Below are 15,393 nucleotides of genomic sequence, written 5' to 3'. Positions count from 1 at the left end.
GTGAAAGACTTAAAGGTGAAAGCTACTATTGCAGCTCTGACGGTCTGCCTTTTCGCGGCGATACCGCATGTTTCGCTGGCACAGGCCGGGACGCCCCCCGTGGCCCGGCCTGCGAAGCGCGTGCTGTATATGAGCAAAAAGGGAGAGCTGGTTGCCAGCCCGGATAGTGCCGACCACCGCGAAGAATTGGTTTACCGCGATAGTGTGGGCGGCGTGGCGCGCATTTACTACCCGTCGGGGAAATTGCGTCGCACAGTTCCCTATGTGCATTTTGACCGGGGTATTCGCTACGGCGAAGAGCTGGGATTTTATGAAACCGGCGAAATAAAAAGCCGCCGCTCATACAAGCTGTATGAGCCGGTTGGCGAAGCCCTGACTTACTATCGCAGTGGAGCGGTGCGGAGCCGAACTACTTATGAGACAAACGGTAAATCGAAGACGGAATACTTGACGCCAGAGGGCCAACCTCGCCCCGCCCCCGATATCAAAACCGAGAAGATGCCGGTTTTCCAGAATGGTGGCTACAAAGAGATGGTTGCGCAAATTCAACGTCGGGTGAAGTATCCGATTGAAGCATTACGGCAACAGATTGGCGGAAAAGTAGAAGTGTCTTTTACGGTAGACGAAACGGGCTTTATTCGTCACATTCACATTGTCAAATCGCCCTCGCCAATCCTAAACGAAACAGTCATGCAGGCTGTCGCTTCGTTAGGTCGTCTTATCCCCGGTGAAGAGGACGGCGAGCCGGTCGATGTAGTATTCACTGTACCAGTAACTTTCCAGGTAGAATAAGGCTAGCAGCTTTTTCAAACTTTGAGACGCATCAGTCAGATCTAAGGCAACAGTTGCTGCCCTAACTCTGATTGATGCGTTTATATTTGATGCTGTCTAGCCTAACCCACTCACTCCATGCGCCACACCTTTACCCTGTTATTCGGCCTTGCGCTGACCGCCGCCACCGCCCGCGCTCAGACCGTCCCCACGTTCACCAACCCGGTGGAATACAACAACTACATCGTGGGCGAGCAGCGCGAGCTGCTGAAGAAAAACCTGCGCTACATCAGCAAATCGGCGCACAGCGACAACGAGAAAAAGATTGAAGCCCGGCGGCTCGATGTGGTGAAACAGAATGAAATATCCCTGGCCAAGCTGGCGAAGCTGAAGCCCTACGACGGCGACAACGACTTCAAGGACAAAGCCACCGAAGCGCTCTATCAGCAGCTGAAAGTGTATTCGGATGACTACAAAAAGGTTGATTTTCTGGCCGCGACCCGTACCCGCAGCTACGAAAACATGGAGGAATACTACCGCATGATGGAAGCGGCCGAGAAGAAGCTGCAGGCCGTGGGCGACAGCGTGGACGCCGCCCAGAAGCGTTTTGCCAGGCGCCACAAGATGACCATCAGCAAAGACCCCGAGGTAGATAGGCTCGACAAATACATCGCCGACGTATCGGAAGTGAATGCCTACCAGCACCGGGTGTATCTGCCAGAGTTCCGGTTGGAAAAGGCCATTGCCCGCGTGAGCGACGCCATGCAGGCGCAGGACGCGGCGGCCTTCGAAACTGCCCGGCAACAGCTCGTGACCGATGCCGAGGAAGCCAAAAAAGCCCTGGCTGTCGTGCCCGCCTTCCGGGGCAAGGATGCCCGCTACCGCGATGCCACCCGCCGTATGGTGGATTTTCATGGCGGGCTGGCGGCCAACCAGTACGTGCGCATCCAGACGCTGCTGGAAAAGAAAAATACCCTGGACCAGTCCGAAGCCAAGGAGTTCAACAGCTTCGCGGCGTATTACAACAAGGAAAGCCAGCGCATTGGTCAGGATTACAATCAGGCAGCCAATACGTTTCAGTCGACTTATATTCCGGTGTTCAACGACTAGCTTACCACCACAAAAAATAATAGCCTCAAAATGCGGAGGCAAGCTGCGATAAACTTGTATGAATAAGGCCTGGACACTGGGGCTGTTGGGACTGAGTCTGCTAGCCACTCCGGCGGCGGCGCAAACGACTCCAAAAAAAGTCACGATTTATCTGGCGGCCGATGGTACGCAACTGCCATCGGCCGATGGGGCTGACCACCGGGCCGAAATCACCCTGCGCGACAGCGTAAGCGGCATGATGAAGGAATATTTCCCTTCCGGCAAAATCCGCCGCATTGTGCCGTATGCGCACGTCGGGCAGGGCATACGCCACGGCGTTGAAATGACTTACGATGAGAATGGTAAGCTGCGTCGCCGGCAAGAGTTTGTGGCCGGGCAGCGGCAGGGTGAGTTGCAGCTATTTGATGCTGCTGGCACCCTTAGCCGGAAGGTTACTTTCGACCAGGATAAGAAAACCGGCCAGCAATGCTTCACAGTGGCGGGTGAGCCAAAAGAATGCAAAACGGAGAAGGTGCTGCCCGCTTTTCCCGATGGGGCTAATGGTGTCATTCGGGCCATTGAGCGGGCCGTGGTGTTGTCGGCTAGCGATGCGACGCAAGGAAAATTTGGGGTCGTCGACATCAAATTCGTCGTCGATAAGAATGCCCATATTAGCGGAGCGTCGCTGGTAAAGGCAACCTCACCCTCACTAGGGCAGGCGGTTATTGCAGCGCTGGATAAAATAAAGTTCTTAGAGAGTGGGCAGGTAAATGGTGAGCCGGTGGCCGTACTATATACGCTGACTATTAAGGTCAGCCAGCCCTCTGACCCCTGGATGAAGCAGGATGCCGCCCTTGTAAACGAGCGCCGGACGCTTACTACGTTTCTGGAAGAAGCAGATTAAGTAGAACGCTGAAAAGTGTATTTCGAATTGACTAGCAATTATTAGTGAGTTTCAGTAATCAGCTGTGAGGATTGGGGTTTCAGATAGAAACACTTTGCGGCGAAAGTGCGAACTTTGTTGCCTAGTATGGAAAATCCCGCAATCGAGAAATACCAGCCCGTTATCGGCCTGGAAGTACACGCCCAGCTGCTGACGCGCAGCAAGATGTATTCGTCGGATGAAAACGAGTACGGTGTGGCCCCCAACACCAACCTGAGCGTGATTACGCTCGGCCACCCCGGCACTTTGCCCAAGGTAAACCGCACGGCGGTGGAGTTTGCCATGAAAATGGGCTTGGCCACCAATTGCCACATCCGGCGCGACAACCTGTTTGCCCGCAAAAATTACTTTTACCCCGACCTGCCGAAGGGCTACCAGATTACGCAGGACAAAACCCCGATTTGCTACGAAGGCCACGTGGATATCCGCGTGGGCGGCGACACCAAGCGCATCGGCGTCACCCGCATTCACATGGAGGAAGACGCGGGCAAATCGACGCACCTGGCTGGCGAAACCGAAACCCTTGTGGATTTGAACCGCGCCGGCGTGCCGCTCATCGAAATCGTGAGCGAGCCGGATATTCGAACCGGCGAGGAAGCCTATGCCTACCTGCTCGAAATCAAAAAGCTAGTGGAATACTTGGGCATCTGCGACGGCAACATGGAAGAAGGCTCGCTACGCTGCGACGCCAACATCTCGGTGATGCTGCACGGGGCCGAGAAATTCGGCACCAAGGTGGAGGTCAAGAACATGAACTCCTTCCGCAACGTGCAGCGGGCCATTGCCTACGAGATTGAGCGGCAGGTAGCTATCCTGGAAGCGGGCGGCGAAGTAGACTCCGAAACCCGTGGCTTCGACGCCACCACGGGCACCACCAACGGCCAGCGCAGCAAGGAAACGATGAACGACTACCGGTACTTCCCGGAGCCGGATTTGCCGCCGCTGGTAATTGACGACGCTTGGCTGCACCGCATGCAGGCCGAGCTACCCGCGCTGCCGCAGCAGCTCTACGCCCGCTTCACCGGCGAGCTGGGGCTGAACGACTACGATGCCTCGGTGCTCATCGACCAGAAGGACGTGGCGCAGTATTTCGACGACCTTTCGCGCTTGACACCCAACGCCAAAGCCGCTGCCAACTGGGTGCAGGGCCCGGTGAAATCCTACCTCAACGAGCGCGCCCTGACCATGGCCGATTTTCCGCTCGACGTAGCCCAACTGGCCGGCATCATCGAGCTGATTGACGCGGACAAGCTTAACTATTCGGTGGCTTCCAAGCAATTGTTTCCCTACCTGCTGGAGCATCCCACGGCCAACGCCACCGGCGCGGCCGAAAACCTTGGCCTGCTCACCAAAACCGACGGCGGCGAGCTGGAGGCGCTGGTGCAGCAGGTGCTGGCCGCCAACCCGGCCAAGGTAGCGGAGTACAAAGCCGGCAAGAAGTCGCTGACAGGTATGTTTATGGGTGAGCTGATGAAGCTGACCGGTGGCAAAGCCGACCCTAAGCAAGCCAACCAACTGCTGCGCGCTGCCCTGGACGCGTAAGCGGAATGTTCAGCATGACGGGCTTGTATATGCCATTCCCTCCGGCGGAACAATAAAACGCCCGCAAACCGTTACCTTCACACTCTCGCTTACGTCGATGCTTCATCCCATGATAAAACCACTTTTTCTGGCCGCCACGGTACTCGGCGTCGCCAATGCCTGCCAGAATGCCGCCGCCGCCGATGGCTACGAAATCACTGGCCAGCTGAAGAATGCACCGGCCGGCACCGAGCTACACTTGTCGGAACTGACCACTAATCAGTTTGTTGAAAAAGCGGCGGTGAAAACTGACGCGGCCGGCAAGTTCACGTTCAAAGGCCTGGCCCCGACGCCCGGCATTTATCAGTTGAAGGTGGACGAAGCCAACCAGGTGCTGCTGGTGCTCGACAACAAGACCCGCGTGCAACTGGGTGGCGACGCCAAAAGCCTGCCCACCACCTACACCGTGAAGGGCAGCAAGGACGCCGAGCTGCTCCAGCAGCTTACCCAGACGCTGCAGGGGAGCAAAGGCCAGCTCGAAAGCTTGGGCCAGCGCTACAATGCCGCCGGCCAGGCCGGTAAGGCCGACGAGATGAAAACCATCGAGAAGGAGTATTACGCCATCCAGGGGCGCAGCAATGCGCGGGTAAAAAGCCTGATTCGCAAGAGTGCTACTTCGGTAGCGGCCGGCTTCGCCACGGGCGCCTTCCTGAACCCGGAGGAGGAATTCCAATTTGCCGATTCCATTGCCACCATTCAGCGCAAGGCTAATCCCAACTCGCCGTTTGCCAAGGAGCTGTCGGCCCGTTTGGAGCCGCTGCGCGCCACCGCGCCTGGCACCGAGGCACCCGACATCAATCAGGTGAAGCCCGATGGCAGCAAGCTGGCGCTGAGCAGCCTGCGCGGCAAGTATGTGCTGGTCGATTTCTGGGCCAGCTGGTGCGGGCCCTGTCGCCGCGAAAACCCCAACGTGGTGGCGGCCTACAACAAATTCAAGAACATGGGCAAAGGCTTCACCATCTACAGCGTGTCGCTCGACCAGGATAAGGATAAGTGGGTGAAGGCCATCGAGGCCGACCAACTCGGCTGGCCCAACCATGTGTCGGACCTGGCCGGTTGGAGCAGTGCCCCGGCGGCCACCTACGGGGTGAAATCCATTCCGCAATCCTTCCTGCTCGACCCGCAGGGTCGCATCATCGCCAAAAACCTGCGCGGCGAGGCGCTGGCCGCTAAGCTGGCGGAAGTGTTGAAATAAACCGAGGAGCTTTCAGACAACAAAAAAGCCCGCTATCAAGCGGGCTTTTTTGTTGTCTGACACTGAGAATTAGGTGCCGCTTACTGCAGAAACATGCGTTGTAAGCCTGTCCACAACCGTTTTTTCAGGCTGACATCATATTCTACCATTTCGACATCGGCCGAGGCCAGATATCCTAAATTCTGGCTAGGAAACTGCACCGGCTCGTAAATCTGCGTGTTGCGCACCGTTATGTCGAGCAGGTAGCGGCCGAAAGCGAGCACGCGGGTAGCCGCCAGCTGCTGACGCAGGTTTACTAAGGCAACCGGTAGCTTTTCGTGCTCCACGTTCACCAGCACCACATCCGCCATTACCAGGCCAATAGCCTGCAGAAGCTTGTTGAGAAATACGTTGCGGGGAAGCTTCTGAAACTGCTCAGGCGTCAGGCGCACCAGTAGCACTACGCCTTGTGCATTGCTGCCCAAGGTGCTGAAAGTGGTGTGTAGCGCCGCCGGAAGAGGAGCCGCCTCGGTAGGAGCGGGCGGCGTAGCCAGCTCAGAAACGGGCGCGGTAGTAGCCGGGGGGGCGGGCACAGTAGTCGCTTGCGGCACTAGCGCCACGGCCGGAGCAACGGGCGCCGCCACCGGTAAAGCAGCCGACGAGGCTGTCGGGGGTGGGGCCGCCGCCGGAGTCGCCGGCGCAGGGGCGGCTACCGCCAAAGCTACTTCCGCCTCGGCAGGCACGTAGAGCGTCACGTCGGTGTAGAAGTTCTGCAGAAAGGCCAGCTTGCCAGAATCCATACAATCAGGTGGTAATAGAGGCGACGTAGGGGCTATTTTTCGCTCAGCTCAAACAGCGCGCGCAGTTCCTGAGCCTCGGTGGGTTTCATGCGGCCCGCCAGCACCAGGCGCAGCTGGCGGCGGCGCAGGGCGCCCTCGTAGAGCTTGATTTCCTCGGGTGTTTCAGGCAGCACTTCGGGCACGTCGATGGGCCGGCCCGACTGGTCGACGGCCACAAAGGTGAAGAAGGCCTCGTTGGTTTTCATTTTGGTGCCGCTGGGGATGTCCTCGGCCCACACGTCGATGTGCACTTCCATGCTGGAGCTGAAAGCTCGCGTCACCTGCGCCTGCAGTGTCACCACGTTGCCCAGCCGGATGGCATCCCGAAACGACACGTTATCGACCGAAGCCGTGACGACGATGCGGTTGGAGTGCTTTTGGGCTGCGATGGCGGCGGCGATGTCCATCAGGTGCATCATGCGGCCGCCCATCAGGTTGTTGAGGGTATTGGTGTCGTTGGGGAGCACCAGCTCGGTCATGATGACGAAAGAGTCGGAGGCAGGTTTTTGCTTACGCACGAAGTCGGCAGGTTGGTGAATGGGCCGCGGGCAGGCAGGCCCAGATGTCTGGCAAAGGTACGGCCGGCGGGGGCGGGGCCTAAACAAAAAACGCCCCGACCATGAGAGGACGGGGCGTTTTGTAGAAGAGTTAATGCTTGAGATTTACTGGTTAAAAACCAGATTGAGTCAATTTTAACTTGTAGCGCTCTGCTTTTAACTTACTCCACGGTCAGCTTGCTGGAATATGTTTTGCCTTCCAGGCTGATGCGGACCACGTAAATGCCGGGGCTCAGGGCCCGGCCGTTGGGGTTCAGCGTGATGGTCTGCTTGCCAAGGTTGTAGGTCTTGGCGGGCAGCGTCATCACAGTGCGGCCCAGCAGGTCGGTCAGGCTTACTTGCACTTCGGTGCGGCTGGAGAGCTCCAGGCTAACAGCTGTTTCGTTGGTGTACGGGTTGGGCTGCACGCTGATGCCACGCTGCTGCAGCGCTGCCGAGTGCGTGCCGAGCACCCGCGACACGCGCAGGTTGTCGAAGAAGAAGTTGTTAGTAGCCGTCACGGTGTTGTTCGTGAACTGAAAGCGCACCTTGAAGCGGGGGCTACGCTGGAAAGCTGCCGGAATAACTACCGAAATATCCTGCCAGTCGGATGGCGACCCAGGAGTGGCGTTTGAGGAGGTAGTGACCGTCAGCGCCGTCGAATTGTAGGTGATGGGCGTCGACCAGGTAGCGCCGCAGTCCGAGCTGAAGGCAATGGTAAGCTTTTCGTCGCCGCCCGGATTGCGGGGATTGAAGAAGCGGCTGAAATCGAGGGTTGAAGGCTGGTTGGGCGGCGTGGTCGAAAGGTCGATATTGGGCGTGTAGAGCGTGCTGACGGCAGCAATGGGAAGGGAGACATTACGCACAATCAGAGAAGCTGCACCATCGGCGGCTACCTGCTGCGTCTGCCGCTGCCAGCGGCTGTTGATGACGCCGCTAGCCTGCGGAATTACCGGCAGGCCGCTGGCCTGATTGCCGGCTACCAGCCAGTTGCGCAACGACGGCTCGGGGTAGTTGAATGGGAAGCTGGCGTTTTCGAACGACTCGATATAGGGAGCCAGCTCGCCGGCGCCAGGGCCTTCAACTTTGATAAAGCGCGTATCTACGCTGCTGCCAACCGAGTTGCTTACTGTTTCGGTGATGGTGTAAATGCCAGGAGTGGCGTAAGTTACCGAGGCGGTGATGCCGGTTGCGGTAGCCGGAGTGCCGCCGGGGAACGACCAGCTGTACGTCACCGCGCCGCCAGCTGCCGCGTAGTTGTACGAGTAGTCGCGCAACGAAATGGCCGTGCCGGCGCATACCGTGAGCGCGCTGGGCAGGAAGCTGGCAATCGGGGTGCAGGCAGGGGCTACAAAACCGTCGTTGGTGCCGGTGGCAATAAGGTTGGCCTGCGACACCAGCGGTGCGCGGCAGCCCGTTACCACCGAGCGCATCAGCGTCCGCTGGCCCAGGGTAAACATCATCTCGCAGTCGGCATAGTCCATGAAATTCTGAACGTTGGACAGAATCGGACGCCCACCCGAATCGGTGCAGGGCGAGTAGGTAGTGGTGCACTGGCCCAATACAACGCCGTTGATAACCGAGCCTTGCGAATAGCCCGCCGTGTTGGGCGTGTCAGAAACACCGTCGTCGGTGGCGCAGTTGGTGGCCGTGCTGCCGTTAATCAGGCCGGGCGTGTTCGACGGTCCCCAGGTGTGGGGCAGGCCGAAGTAGTGGCCGATTTCGTGGGTGAGGGAGCGGCGGCACAGGTTGGCGGTGCAGCGCGTATTGGGGCCAAACTGCGAGATGCGCAGCACAATGCCATCGTTGGCCGGGCAGGTGGCAGCACCACCGAAGGTGTAGCCCCCGGCACCGCTGGCAATGTCATCGACAATCCAAATGTTCAGGTACTTGGTGCGGTCCCAATACACCACATTGGTTACGCCCGCAGTGCCGTAATCCGACTCGGCGGTGTAGTGCCGGGTGATGCCGGTAGTGCAGTTGCCGTTGGGGTCGAGCTTGGCCAGGCGGAACTGGAAGCCCACGTTGGCAATCCGGCTCTGAAACGCCGGAATGATGCTGGCGGTATCAGCATTCCGCTTGCTGAAATCGAGGTTGACAACCTCCAAGGCGTCATTGATTTGACGGTCGGTGATGTTGCTGGCCGGGTTAGTGTAGAGCACGTGGATAACCACGGGCACTGTCACGTCGGGCAGCACTCGTAGCTGCTCGTTCGTAGCGGTTTGCGCCAGCTGGTCGGCCCGGCGCAGTAGGTCATAGTACGCGCGCTCAGCCTCGGGGTGGGCCTGGAAGTACTGGCGCTGCTGATTGTCATAATCGCAGGTGCGCGGCAGGTCGTCGCCTTGGGCCAGGGCTGCCGGGGCCGAACCCAGCAAGCCCAGTGCCGCTACGGCTAGAGTGGGTAACAGTTTTTTGAACATGAAAAAGAAGGAGGGTGAGGGGAATAACGGACGGCCAAGCCCGACGATGCCAGAATTTGCCGCCCCTAAAGATACAATCGTTGCGACTTTCAGGGGATTAAGATTACATGAAAACCGCTGGTCGGGCTAATTACTGCACCACCAGCTTGGTGGTTATCCGAGTATTATTGACCACGGCCTGCACCAAATACAAGCCGGTTGGCAGAGAGTTGCACGGTAGCAGCAGGCGCTGCTCGCCCGCGCCATAGCGGCTAGCCGGCGTGCTGGCTACCAGGCGGCCCAGCGCGTCGCGCAGCTCCAGCTGCACCGTGGCGGCAGCGGGTAAGGTCAGATGCACAGCTGTTTCGGCCGTGCGAGGGTTGGGGTAGAGGTGCAAGCCGTAGCGGGCGGCTTCGGCCGCCTGGGTGGCGGCGGGCAGGGCGCCCACGCGCACGTGGTCGAGGTAAAAAGTGTTGCCCTGACGACTAGTCAGCTGAAAACGCAGCTGGAAGCGCGAACTGATGTCGCTGGCGGGTACGGTTACGCTCAGCGGCTTCCAGTCGCTGAGGCTGGTGGGGGAGTAGTTTATCGAGCGCAGCGTGTCCATCGTGTTCAACGGCTGCGGCCCAAACGAAGCCCGGGTTAGCCAGGTCACCCCACAATCGTTGCTAAATTGAACCTGCAGATTATCAACGCCGCCGCTCGGGCGCAACGCGTAAGCGCGGTCAAAAACCACTACCGGCGGGTTGGCGGCACTGAAGCCGCTCAGGTCGATATTGGGCGAGGTCAACCGCGTGATAGTATTGTTGGGCAGCTGGCTGCTACGCACGGCCACGCAAGCCGCGCCGTCGCTGGGTACCAGGCGGCTGGCAACCGCAGGCAGGCGCTGCCAGCGGGCCAGCCCGGAGGTTGAGGTAGAAGTTGATTCCCAGTTGCGCAGGTCGCCTACGGCAAAATTGTTGGGAAATGACTGATTTTCAAATGACTCAGCTATCGGCGTGCTCAGCCCGCTATTAACTCCAATAACTTGAATCAACTGTGGAATAGTAAGGCTGCTGCTCAGCCCATTGGCAGTTGTCACGGTCAGCGTAACATCGTAAAGGCCGCCAGTGGCGTAGGTGACCGTGGGCTGCCGGGCCGTAGAAGTAGTGGGCGAGCCGCCCGGGAAGCTCCAACTGAACGTAGTATTTGACGTCGTCAGGTCGGCGTTGTAAGAGTATTCGGTAAACGTAACGGTGCCACCTTCGCAAATCCGTGTTTCAAAGGGGCGGAAGGCCACCGCTGGGGCGCATGGGCTACCGATGAACCCATCGTTGGTGCCAGTAGCCAGCAGGTTGGTAGGCGAAGTAAGCTGGTCGCGGCAAGAGAGTTGCAGCGCACTACGCATCACGGTGCGCTGGCCGGTGGTGAACATGCAGGTGCAACCTGAGTAATCCATGTAATTCTGCACGTTCGACAGAATAGGGCGGCCGCCGGCATCGCTGCAGGGCGAGAAAGTCAGGTCGCAGCCGCCCAGAATGCCAGTGGTGTTGGGCGTATCGGTAACGCCATCGTCGATGCCACAGTTGCTGGCCAGGCCGGGGGTGTTGGTGCCCCCCCAGGTGTGCGGCAGGCCAAAATAATGGCCGATTTCGTGGGTAAGGGAGCGCATCGAAAAGTTGCCACTGTTGCTTTGTCCGATGCTGCCAAACTGCGCCGAGCGGATAACAATGCCATCACCGACGCCGCCCGAACAGGGCAGGTAAGCATAGCCGCCCGCGCCGTTGGCGTTGGTCGTAATCCAGATATTAAGGTAGCGCGCCTGGTCCCAGGTAATGAGAGCCTTCACCCGGTCGTCGCCGATGTTAGTGTCCGTCGAGTAGGTGCGGGTGATGCCCGTCGTGCAGTTGCCATTGGGGTCGAGCTTCGCCAGGCGAAACTGGAAACCAACGTTAGCGTAGCGCGCCCGGAAGGGCGCAATGACGTTCATCGTGTCGGGGTTGCGCTTGCCAAAATCCTGATTGACAATGCGTAGGGCATCATAAATTTGCGCGTCGGAAATATTATCAGCCCCGCCGGTGTGGATGACGTGCATCACCACCGGCACCGTCACATCGGGCTGAGCCAGCAGCCGCGCCTGTTCCACCGGGCTCAGCTGCATGGCCGCCCGCAGAAACTCCTTGTAGCGGGCCTCCGAGCCCGGCTCCCGCCGAAAGGCCGCCTGCTGCACGCTGTCGAAGGCACAGCGGAAACCCACCTGATGCTCGGGGTAGGGGCGGCGTAAGGAGACGGGTTGAGAGGGACTCTGAGCCAGAGCACTGAGGGATAACAGGCTTAGCGAGAGGATTAGTAAGCGTCGAAGCATGAAGCAATTGTGGAGCAAGCCTTAGCCGGCCTTGGTAATGAGTCAGAGTGTGGGTGGTCGGTGTCAGGTATCCGGACAAATTAACCTGGCACCGAACACTAAAAAGCAGAATTATACCGGCAACCCGCCGACGAATCCAAAACGTTCCAGTTAGTTACGAACTCCGCCAGCCCTCGGCCCCGCGCAAGGGCACAAAGCGGAAGGCTTCAAACTCTTCGCGGACAAAAGACTCGAGGCCCTCGCGGGTGACGCGTAGCATCTGCTGTAGCTGGGCATCGCCCACTGGAATAATGAGTTGTCCGCCAATACGCAGCTGCCGCAGCAGCGCCGGCGGCAGGCCCGGCGCCCCGGCCGTCACCAGAATACGGTCGTACGGCGCGTGCGCGGGCAGGCCCAGCGAGCCGTCGCCGCAGTGCAGCCCGGCCCCTTGCAGCCCCAGCGCTGCCTGCCGCTGCCGCGTGCGCTCAAACAGCACCGGGCTTAGCTCAATGCTCTGAACGTGAGAGGTGAGCCGCAACAGCACTGCGCACTGGTAGCCCGAGCCGGTGCCCACTTCCAGCACCCGGTGGGTGGGCTCGATATTCAGCAGTTGGGTTTGAAAGGCAACTGTATAAGGCTGCGAAATCGTCTGACCCTCACCAATGGGAAAGGCTTTGTCCTGGTAGGCGTGGACTTCGAAGGCAGGGTCAAAAAAAAGATGGCGCGGCACCCCGGCAATGGCCGTCAGCACCCGCTCGTCGTGAATACCTTTCTGGCGCAGCTCGCGCACCAGCGCCCGGCGCTGGCCCCGGTGCCGGTAGCCATCTTCGAGCGATGGCGGAACAGAAGGAGCAGGAGAAGGAACCGCCATTCGGTGGTGGGTGCAGGGGATGTGGGCGAAATATCCGGCTTGAAAATTGACAACCGCCCGGGGCACTACCTTTGCGCCTCGCGGCCCGGCAGCTACTCCTTGCCGCGAAAATAACACGCCGCCCGCCGTTTTGCAGCTGATTCGCCGTTTTCAATACCTCAAGCTCGTGGCCGCCGATTTTCTGGCGGCGTTATTGGCGTGGTTCTGCTTTTTTCTCCTGCGCAAGTATCTGCTTGATGAGCTGACTGGTTATCAGTTTACCGAAGGGGTGCTGTTCGAGCTGAGCGGCTCGGCTGTTTTCATCGCTACTTTCTGGACGGCCCTCTACGCCCTGCTCGGCGAATACCGCGACATCTACCGCAAATCGCGCCTAGCCGAAATTATCCGGCTGGCCCGGGTGTCGGTGCTGGGGGCAGTGGTCATCTTCTTCGCCCTGTTGCTCGACGACCAGGGTGTGAGTAATTACAAGGCTTACTATAAGACGTTTACGGCTTATTTTATCGTCCATTTCATCATTACGGCCATCCTGCGCACCACTGCCGTGAGCAGTGTGCAGCGTCTCATTCGGCAAGGCCGTATTTTCTTCCCCACGCTGCTGGTAGGCTCTAATGCCTTGGCACTCGAAACGTTCCGCGAACTGCAGCGTACCGGCCGGCACCTGGGACTACGGCTGGTTGGGTTTGCGCCGGTAGGCGAAACCATCGACGCCGAACTGGCGGCCACGCTGACCGCGCAAAGCTCTTACCGCGACCTGCCAGCCTTGGTGCAAACTCTGAAGCTGGAGCAGGTTGTCATCGCCATCGAGCCTAGTGAGCATCGTCTCATTCAGGATATTCTAACCCTGCTGGATGGCATGCCCGTGCGCATCAGCATCCTGCCTGATTTGTACCAGATGCTGCTGGGCTCGGTGAAGGTAAACCACCTGTTTGGTACGCCGCTCATCGAAATAAAGCAGGACCTGCTACCCGTGTGGCAGGTGATGGTCAAGCGCTTGATTGATATTGGTGGTTCAGCGCTGTTTCTGATGCTGGCCTGGCCGGTGTATGCCTTCACGGCTATTATGGTGAAGCTGTCGTCACCGGGGCCGGTATTTTACCGCCAGGAGCGCATTGGGCGGCAAGGGGAACCCTTCCGCATCATCAAGTTCCGCTCGATGTTTGTGGATGCGGAGAAGATGGGACCGGCTCTGAGCTCCGACCACGACCCGCGCATCACGCGCTGGGGCCGCTTCATGCGCAAAGTGCGCCTCGATGAGCTGCCCCAGTTCTGGAACGTACTCAAGGGCGAGATGAGCATCGTCGGGCCCCGTCCGGAGCGGCAGTTCTTCATCGATAAAATTGTGAAAATAGCGCCGCACTACCGCCACCTTCACCGCGTGCGGCCCGGGCTAACTTCTTTGGGACAAGTGAAGTACGGCTACGCCGAAACGGTGGAGCAAATGGTAGAGCGGCTCAAGTTCGATATCCTATACATCGAGAACATGAGCTTGGCAATGGACTTTAGGGTGCTGCTCTACACGCTGAAAATCATTGTGGAAGGGCGAGGGAAATAATGGTTAGTGATTAATGGTTAATGGTGAATACCCAGAACGTCATTAACCATTAATCACTAACCACTGCCGCGTACCTTTGCATCCGCCGGCCGGAACCTTTCAAGCTCCGGGTGAATTGCACAACCATAATGAATACTGAGACAACGAAAGGACGCGTCCTCGTCGCCATGAGCGGGGGTATTGATAGCAGCGTAGCGGCCGTATTGCTGCACGAGCAAGGCTATGAAGTAGTGGGCATGACCATGAAAACCTGGGACTATGCCTCGGCCGGCGGCTCGAAAAAAGAGACCGGCTGCTGCTCGCTCGACAGCATCAACGATGCCCGCGAAATTGCGGTGCAGCTGGGCTTTCCGCACTACATCATCGATATTCGCGACGAGTTTGGTGACTTCGTTATCAACAACTTCACCGACGAGTACCTGGCCGGGCGCACGCCCAATCCCTGCGTGCTCTGCAACACTCACATCAAGTGGGATGCCCTGCTGCGCCGGGCCGACCAGCTCGGCTGCCAGTATATTGCCACCGGCCACTATGCCAATGTGCGCCAGGAAGATGGCCGCTACGTGGTGAGCAAAGGCCTCGACGAAAACAAAGACCAAAGCTATGCTCTCTGGGGCGTAAGCCAGGAAAGCCTGAGCCGCACGATGTTCCCGCTGGGCGGCATGCGCAAAACCGAAATCTATGATGAGGCGCGGCGCCGCGGCTTCACTGAGCTGGTGAACAAGCCCGAGAGCTACGAAATCTGCTTCATTCCTGATAATGACTATCGTAGTTTCCTGCGCCGCCGCGTGCCGGGCCTCGAAGCCCGCGTGACCGGCGGCAATTTCGTGACCAAAACCGGCCGCGTTATCGGCAAGCACGAGGGCTACCCGTTCTACACCATCGGACAGCGCAAAGGGCTGGGCGTGGCGCTGGGCTACCCGGCTTTCGTGCTCGAAATCAGACCAGATACCAACGAAGTAGTGCTCGGTAACTACGACGAGCTGGCCAGCACCTTTACGGTGGTAGGCCAGCTGAACCCCGGCAAATATGCCACCCTGGAAGGGCGCGGTCTGGTGCCGGCCGTGGTGAAAGTGCGTTATAACCACGACGGTTCGCCGGCTTTTTTGGAGCAGGTGGGGGAAGAGGTGCGCGTGTATTTCGAGGAGGCAGTGCACGCCATCACGCCGGGGCAGGCGGCCGTGTTCTACGATGGGCGCGACGTGCTGGGGGGGGGCTGGATTAAACGTCACATAATCGGTGAAATTCCCGTACCTTTTGCGGCTGCAGCCGGTCAGCCGGCATAACAGAACCAGCTTACTGCCGTTGTTTTTTT

At 58.8% G+C, this 15,393-nt stretch carries 12 protein-coding genes; 7 read left to right on the top strand and 5 right to left on the bottom strand.

Features of this window, described 5'->3' with window-relative positions; genetic code table 11:
- The 5 genes from Q5H93_RS04065 (at position 1) to Q5H93_RS04045 (ending at position 5,579) form a co-directional block, all read left to right on the top strand.
- Positions 1 to 792, top strand: a complete 792-nt coding sequence (locus tag Q5H93_RS04065; protein WP_305005211.1) for an energy transducer TonB — start codon at positions 1 to 3, stop codon at positions 790 to 792.
- 117 nt (positions 793 to 909) lie between these two features.
- Positions 910 to 1,881, top strand: coding sequence for an LIC11966 family surface protein (locus Q5H93_RS04060; protein ID WP_305005210.1), 972 nt, complete (start codon positions 910 to 912; stop codon positions 1,879 to 1,881).
- Positions 1,882 to 1,939: 58 nt separating this feature from the next.
- A complete protein-coding gene (locus Q5H93_RS04055; RefSeq protein ID WP_305005209.1) occupies positions 1,940 to 2,764 on the top strand; it encodes a hypothetical protein in 825 nt (274 codons plus the stop codon).
- Positions 2,765 to 2,890: 126 nt separating this feature from the next.
- Positions 2,891 to 4,345 (top strand): Asp-tRNA(Asn)/Glu-tRNA(Gln) amidotransferase subunit GatB, encoded by a 1,455-nt coding sequence (gatB, locus tag Q5H93_RS04050; RefSeq protein WP_305005208.1) that lies wholly within the window; start codon positions 2,891 to 2,893, stop codon positions 4,343 to 4,345.
- A gap of 109 nt (positions 4,346 to 4,454) precedes the next feature.
- Positions 4,455 to 5,579, top strand: a complete 1,125-nt coding sequence (locus Q5H93_RS04045) for a TlpA disulfide reductase family protein (protein ID WP_305005207.1) — start codon at positions 4,455 to 4,457, stop codon at positions 5,577 to 5,579.
- Between the two features lie 80 nt (positions 5,580 to 5,659).
- Here Q5H93_RS04045 and Q5H93_RS04040 read toward each other — a convergent pair whose 3' ends face one another.
- From Q5H93_RS04040 to Q5H93_RS04020, 5 genes are all read right to left on the bottom strand, one after another.
- Entirely contained in the window at positions 5,660 to 6,358 is a 699-nt protein-coding gene (locus Q5H93_RS04040; RefSeq protein WP_305005206.1) for a hypothetical protein, read from the bottom strand.
- 32 nt (positions 6,359 to 6,390) lie between these two features.
- Positions 6,391 to 6,915: an acyl-CoA thioesterase gene (locus Q5H93_RS04035; protein ID WP_305005205.1), complete on the bottom strand. Its 525-nt coding sequence runs from the start codon at positions 6,913 to 6,915 to the stop codon at positions 6,391 to 6,393.
- A gap of 200 nt (positions 6,916 to 7,115) precedes the next feature.
- Positions 7,116 to 9,353, bottom strand: coding sequence for a M43 family zinc metalloprotease (locus Q5H93_RS04030; protein ID WP_305005204.1), 2,238 nt, complete (start codon positions 9,351 to 9,353; stop codon positions 7,116 to 7,118).
- Positions 9,354 to 9,483: 130 nt separating this feature from the next.
- A complete protein-coding gene (locus tag Q5H93_RS04025) occupies positions 9,484 to 11,676 on the bottom strand; it encodes a M43 family zinc metalloprotease (protein WP_305005203.1) in 2,193 nt (730 codons plus the stop codon).
- Between the two features lie 154 nt (positions 11,677 to 11,830).
- On the bottom strand, positions 11,831 to 12,526 hold the full coding sequence (locus Q5H93_RS04020) for a protein-L-isoaspartate(D-aspartate) O-methyltransferase (RefSeq protein ID WP_305005202.1): 696 nt from the start codon (positions 12,524 to 12,526) through the stop codon (positions 11,831 to 11,833).
- Between the two features lie 46 nt (positions 12,527 to 12,572).
- Here Q5H93_RS04020 and Q5H93_RS04015 point away from each other — a divergent pair, with 46 nt between their 5' ends.
- Both Q5H93_RS04015 and mnmA read left to right on the top strand, forming a co-directional pair.
- On the top strand, positions 12,573 to 14,078 hold the full coding sequence (locus tag Q5H93_RS04015) for a sugar transferase (RefSeq protein WP_305005201.1): 1,506 nt from the start codon (positions 12,573 to 12,575) through the stop codon (positions 14,076 to 14,078).
- 128 nt (positions 14,079 to 14,206) lie between these two features.
- On the top strand, positions 14,207 to 15,364 hold the full coding sequence (mnmA, locus tag Q5H93_RS04010; RefSeq protein ID WP_305005200.1) for a tRNA 2-thiouridine(34) synthase MnmA: 1,158 nt from the start codon (positions 14,207 to 14,209) through the stop codon (positions 15,362 to 15,364).
- Positions 15,365 to 15,393: the final 29 nt, after the last annotated feature.

This window comes from Hymenobacter aranciens (genome assembly GCF_030580865.1).
Classification (GTDB): Bacteria; Bacteroidota; Bacteroidia; order Cytophagales; family Hymenobacteraceae; genus Hymenobacter; species Hymenobacter aranciens.
This window is presented reverse-complemented; position numbering and strand designations above follow the sequence as displayed.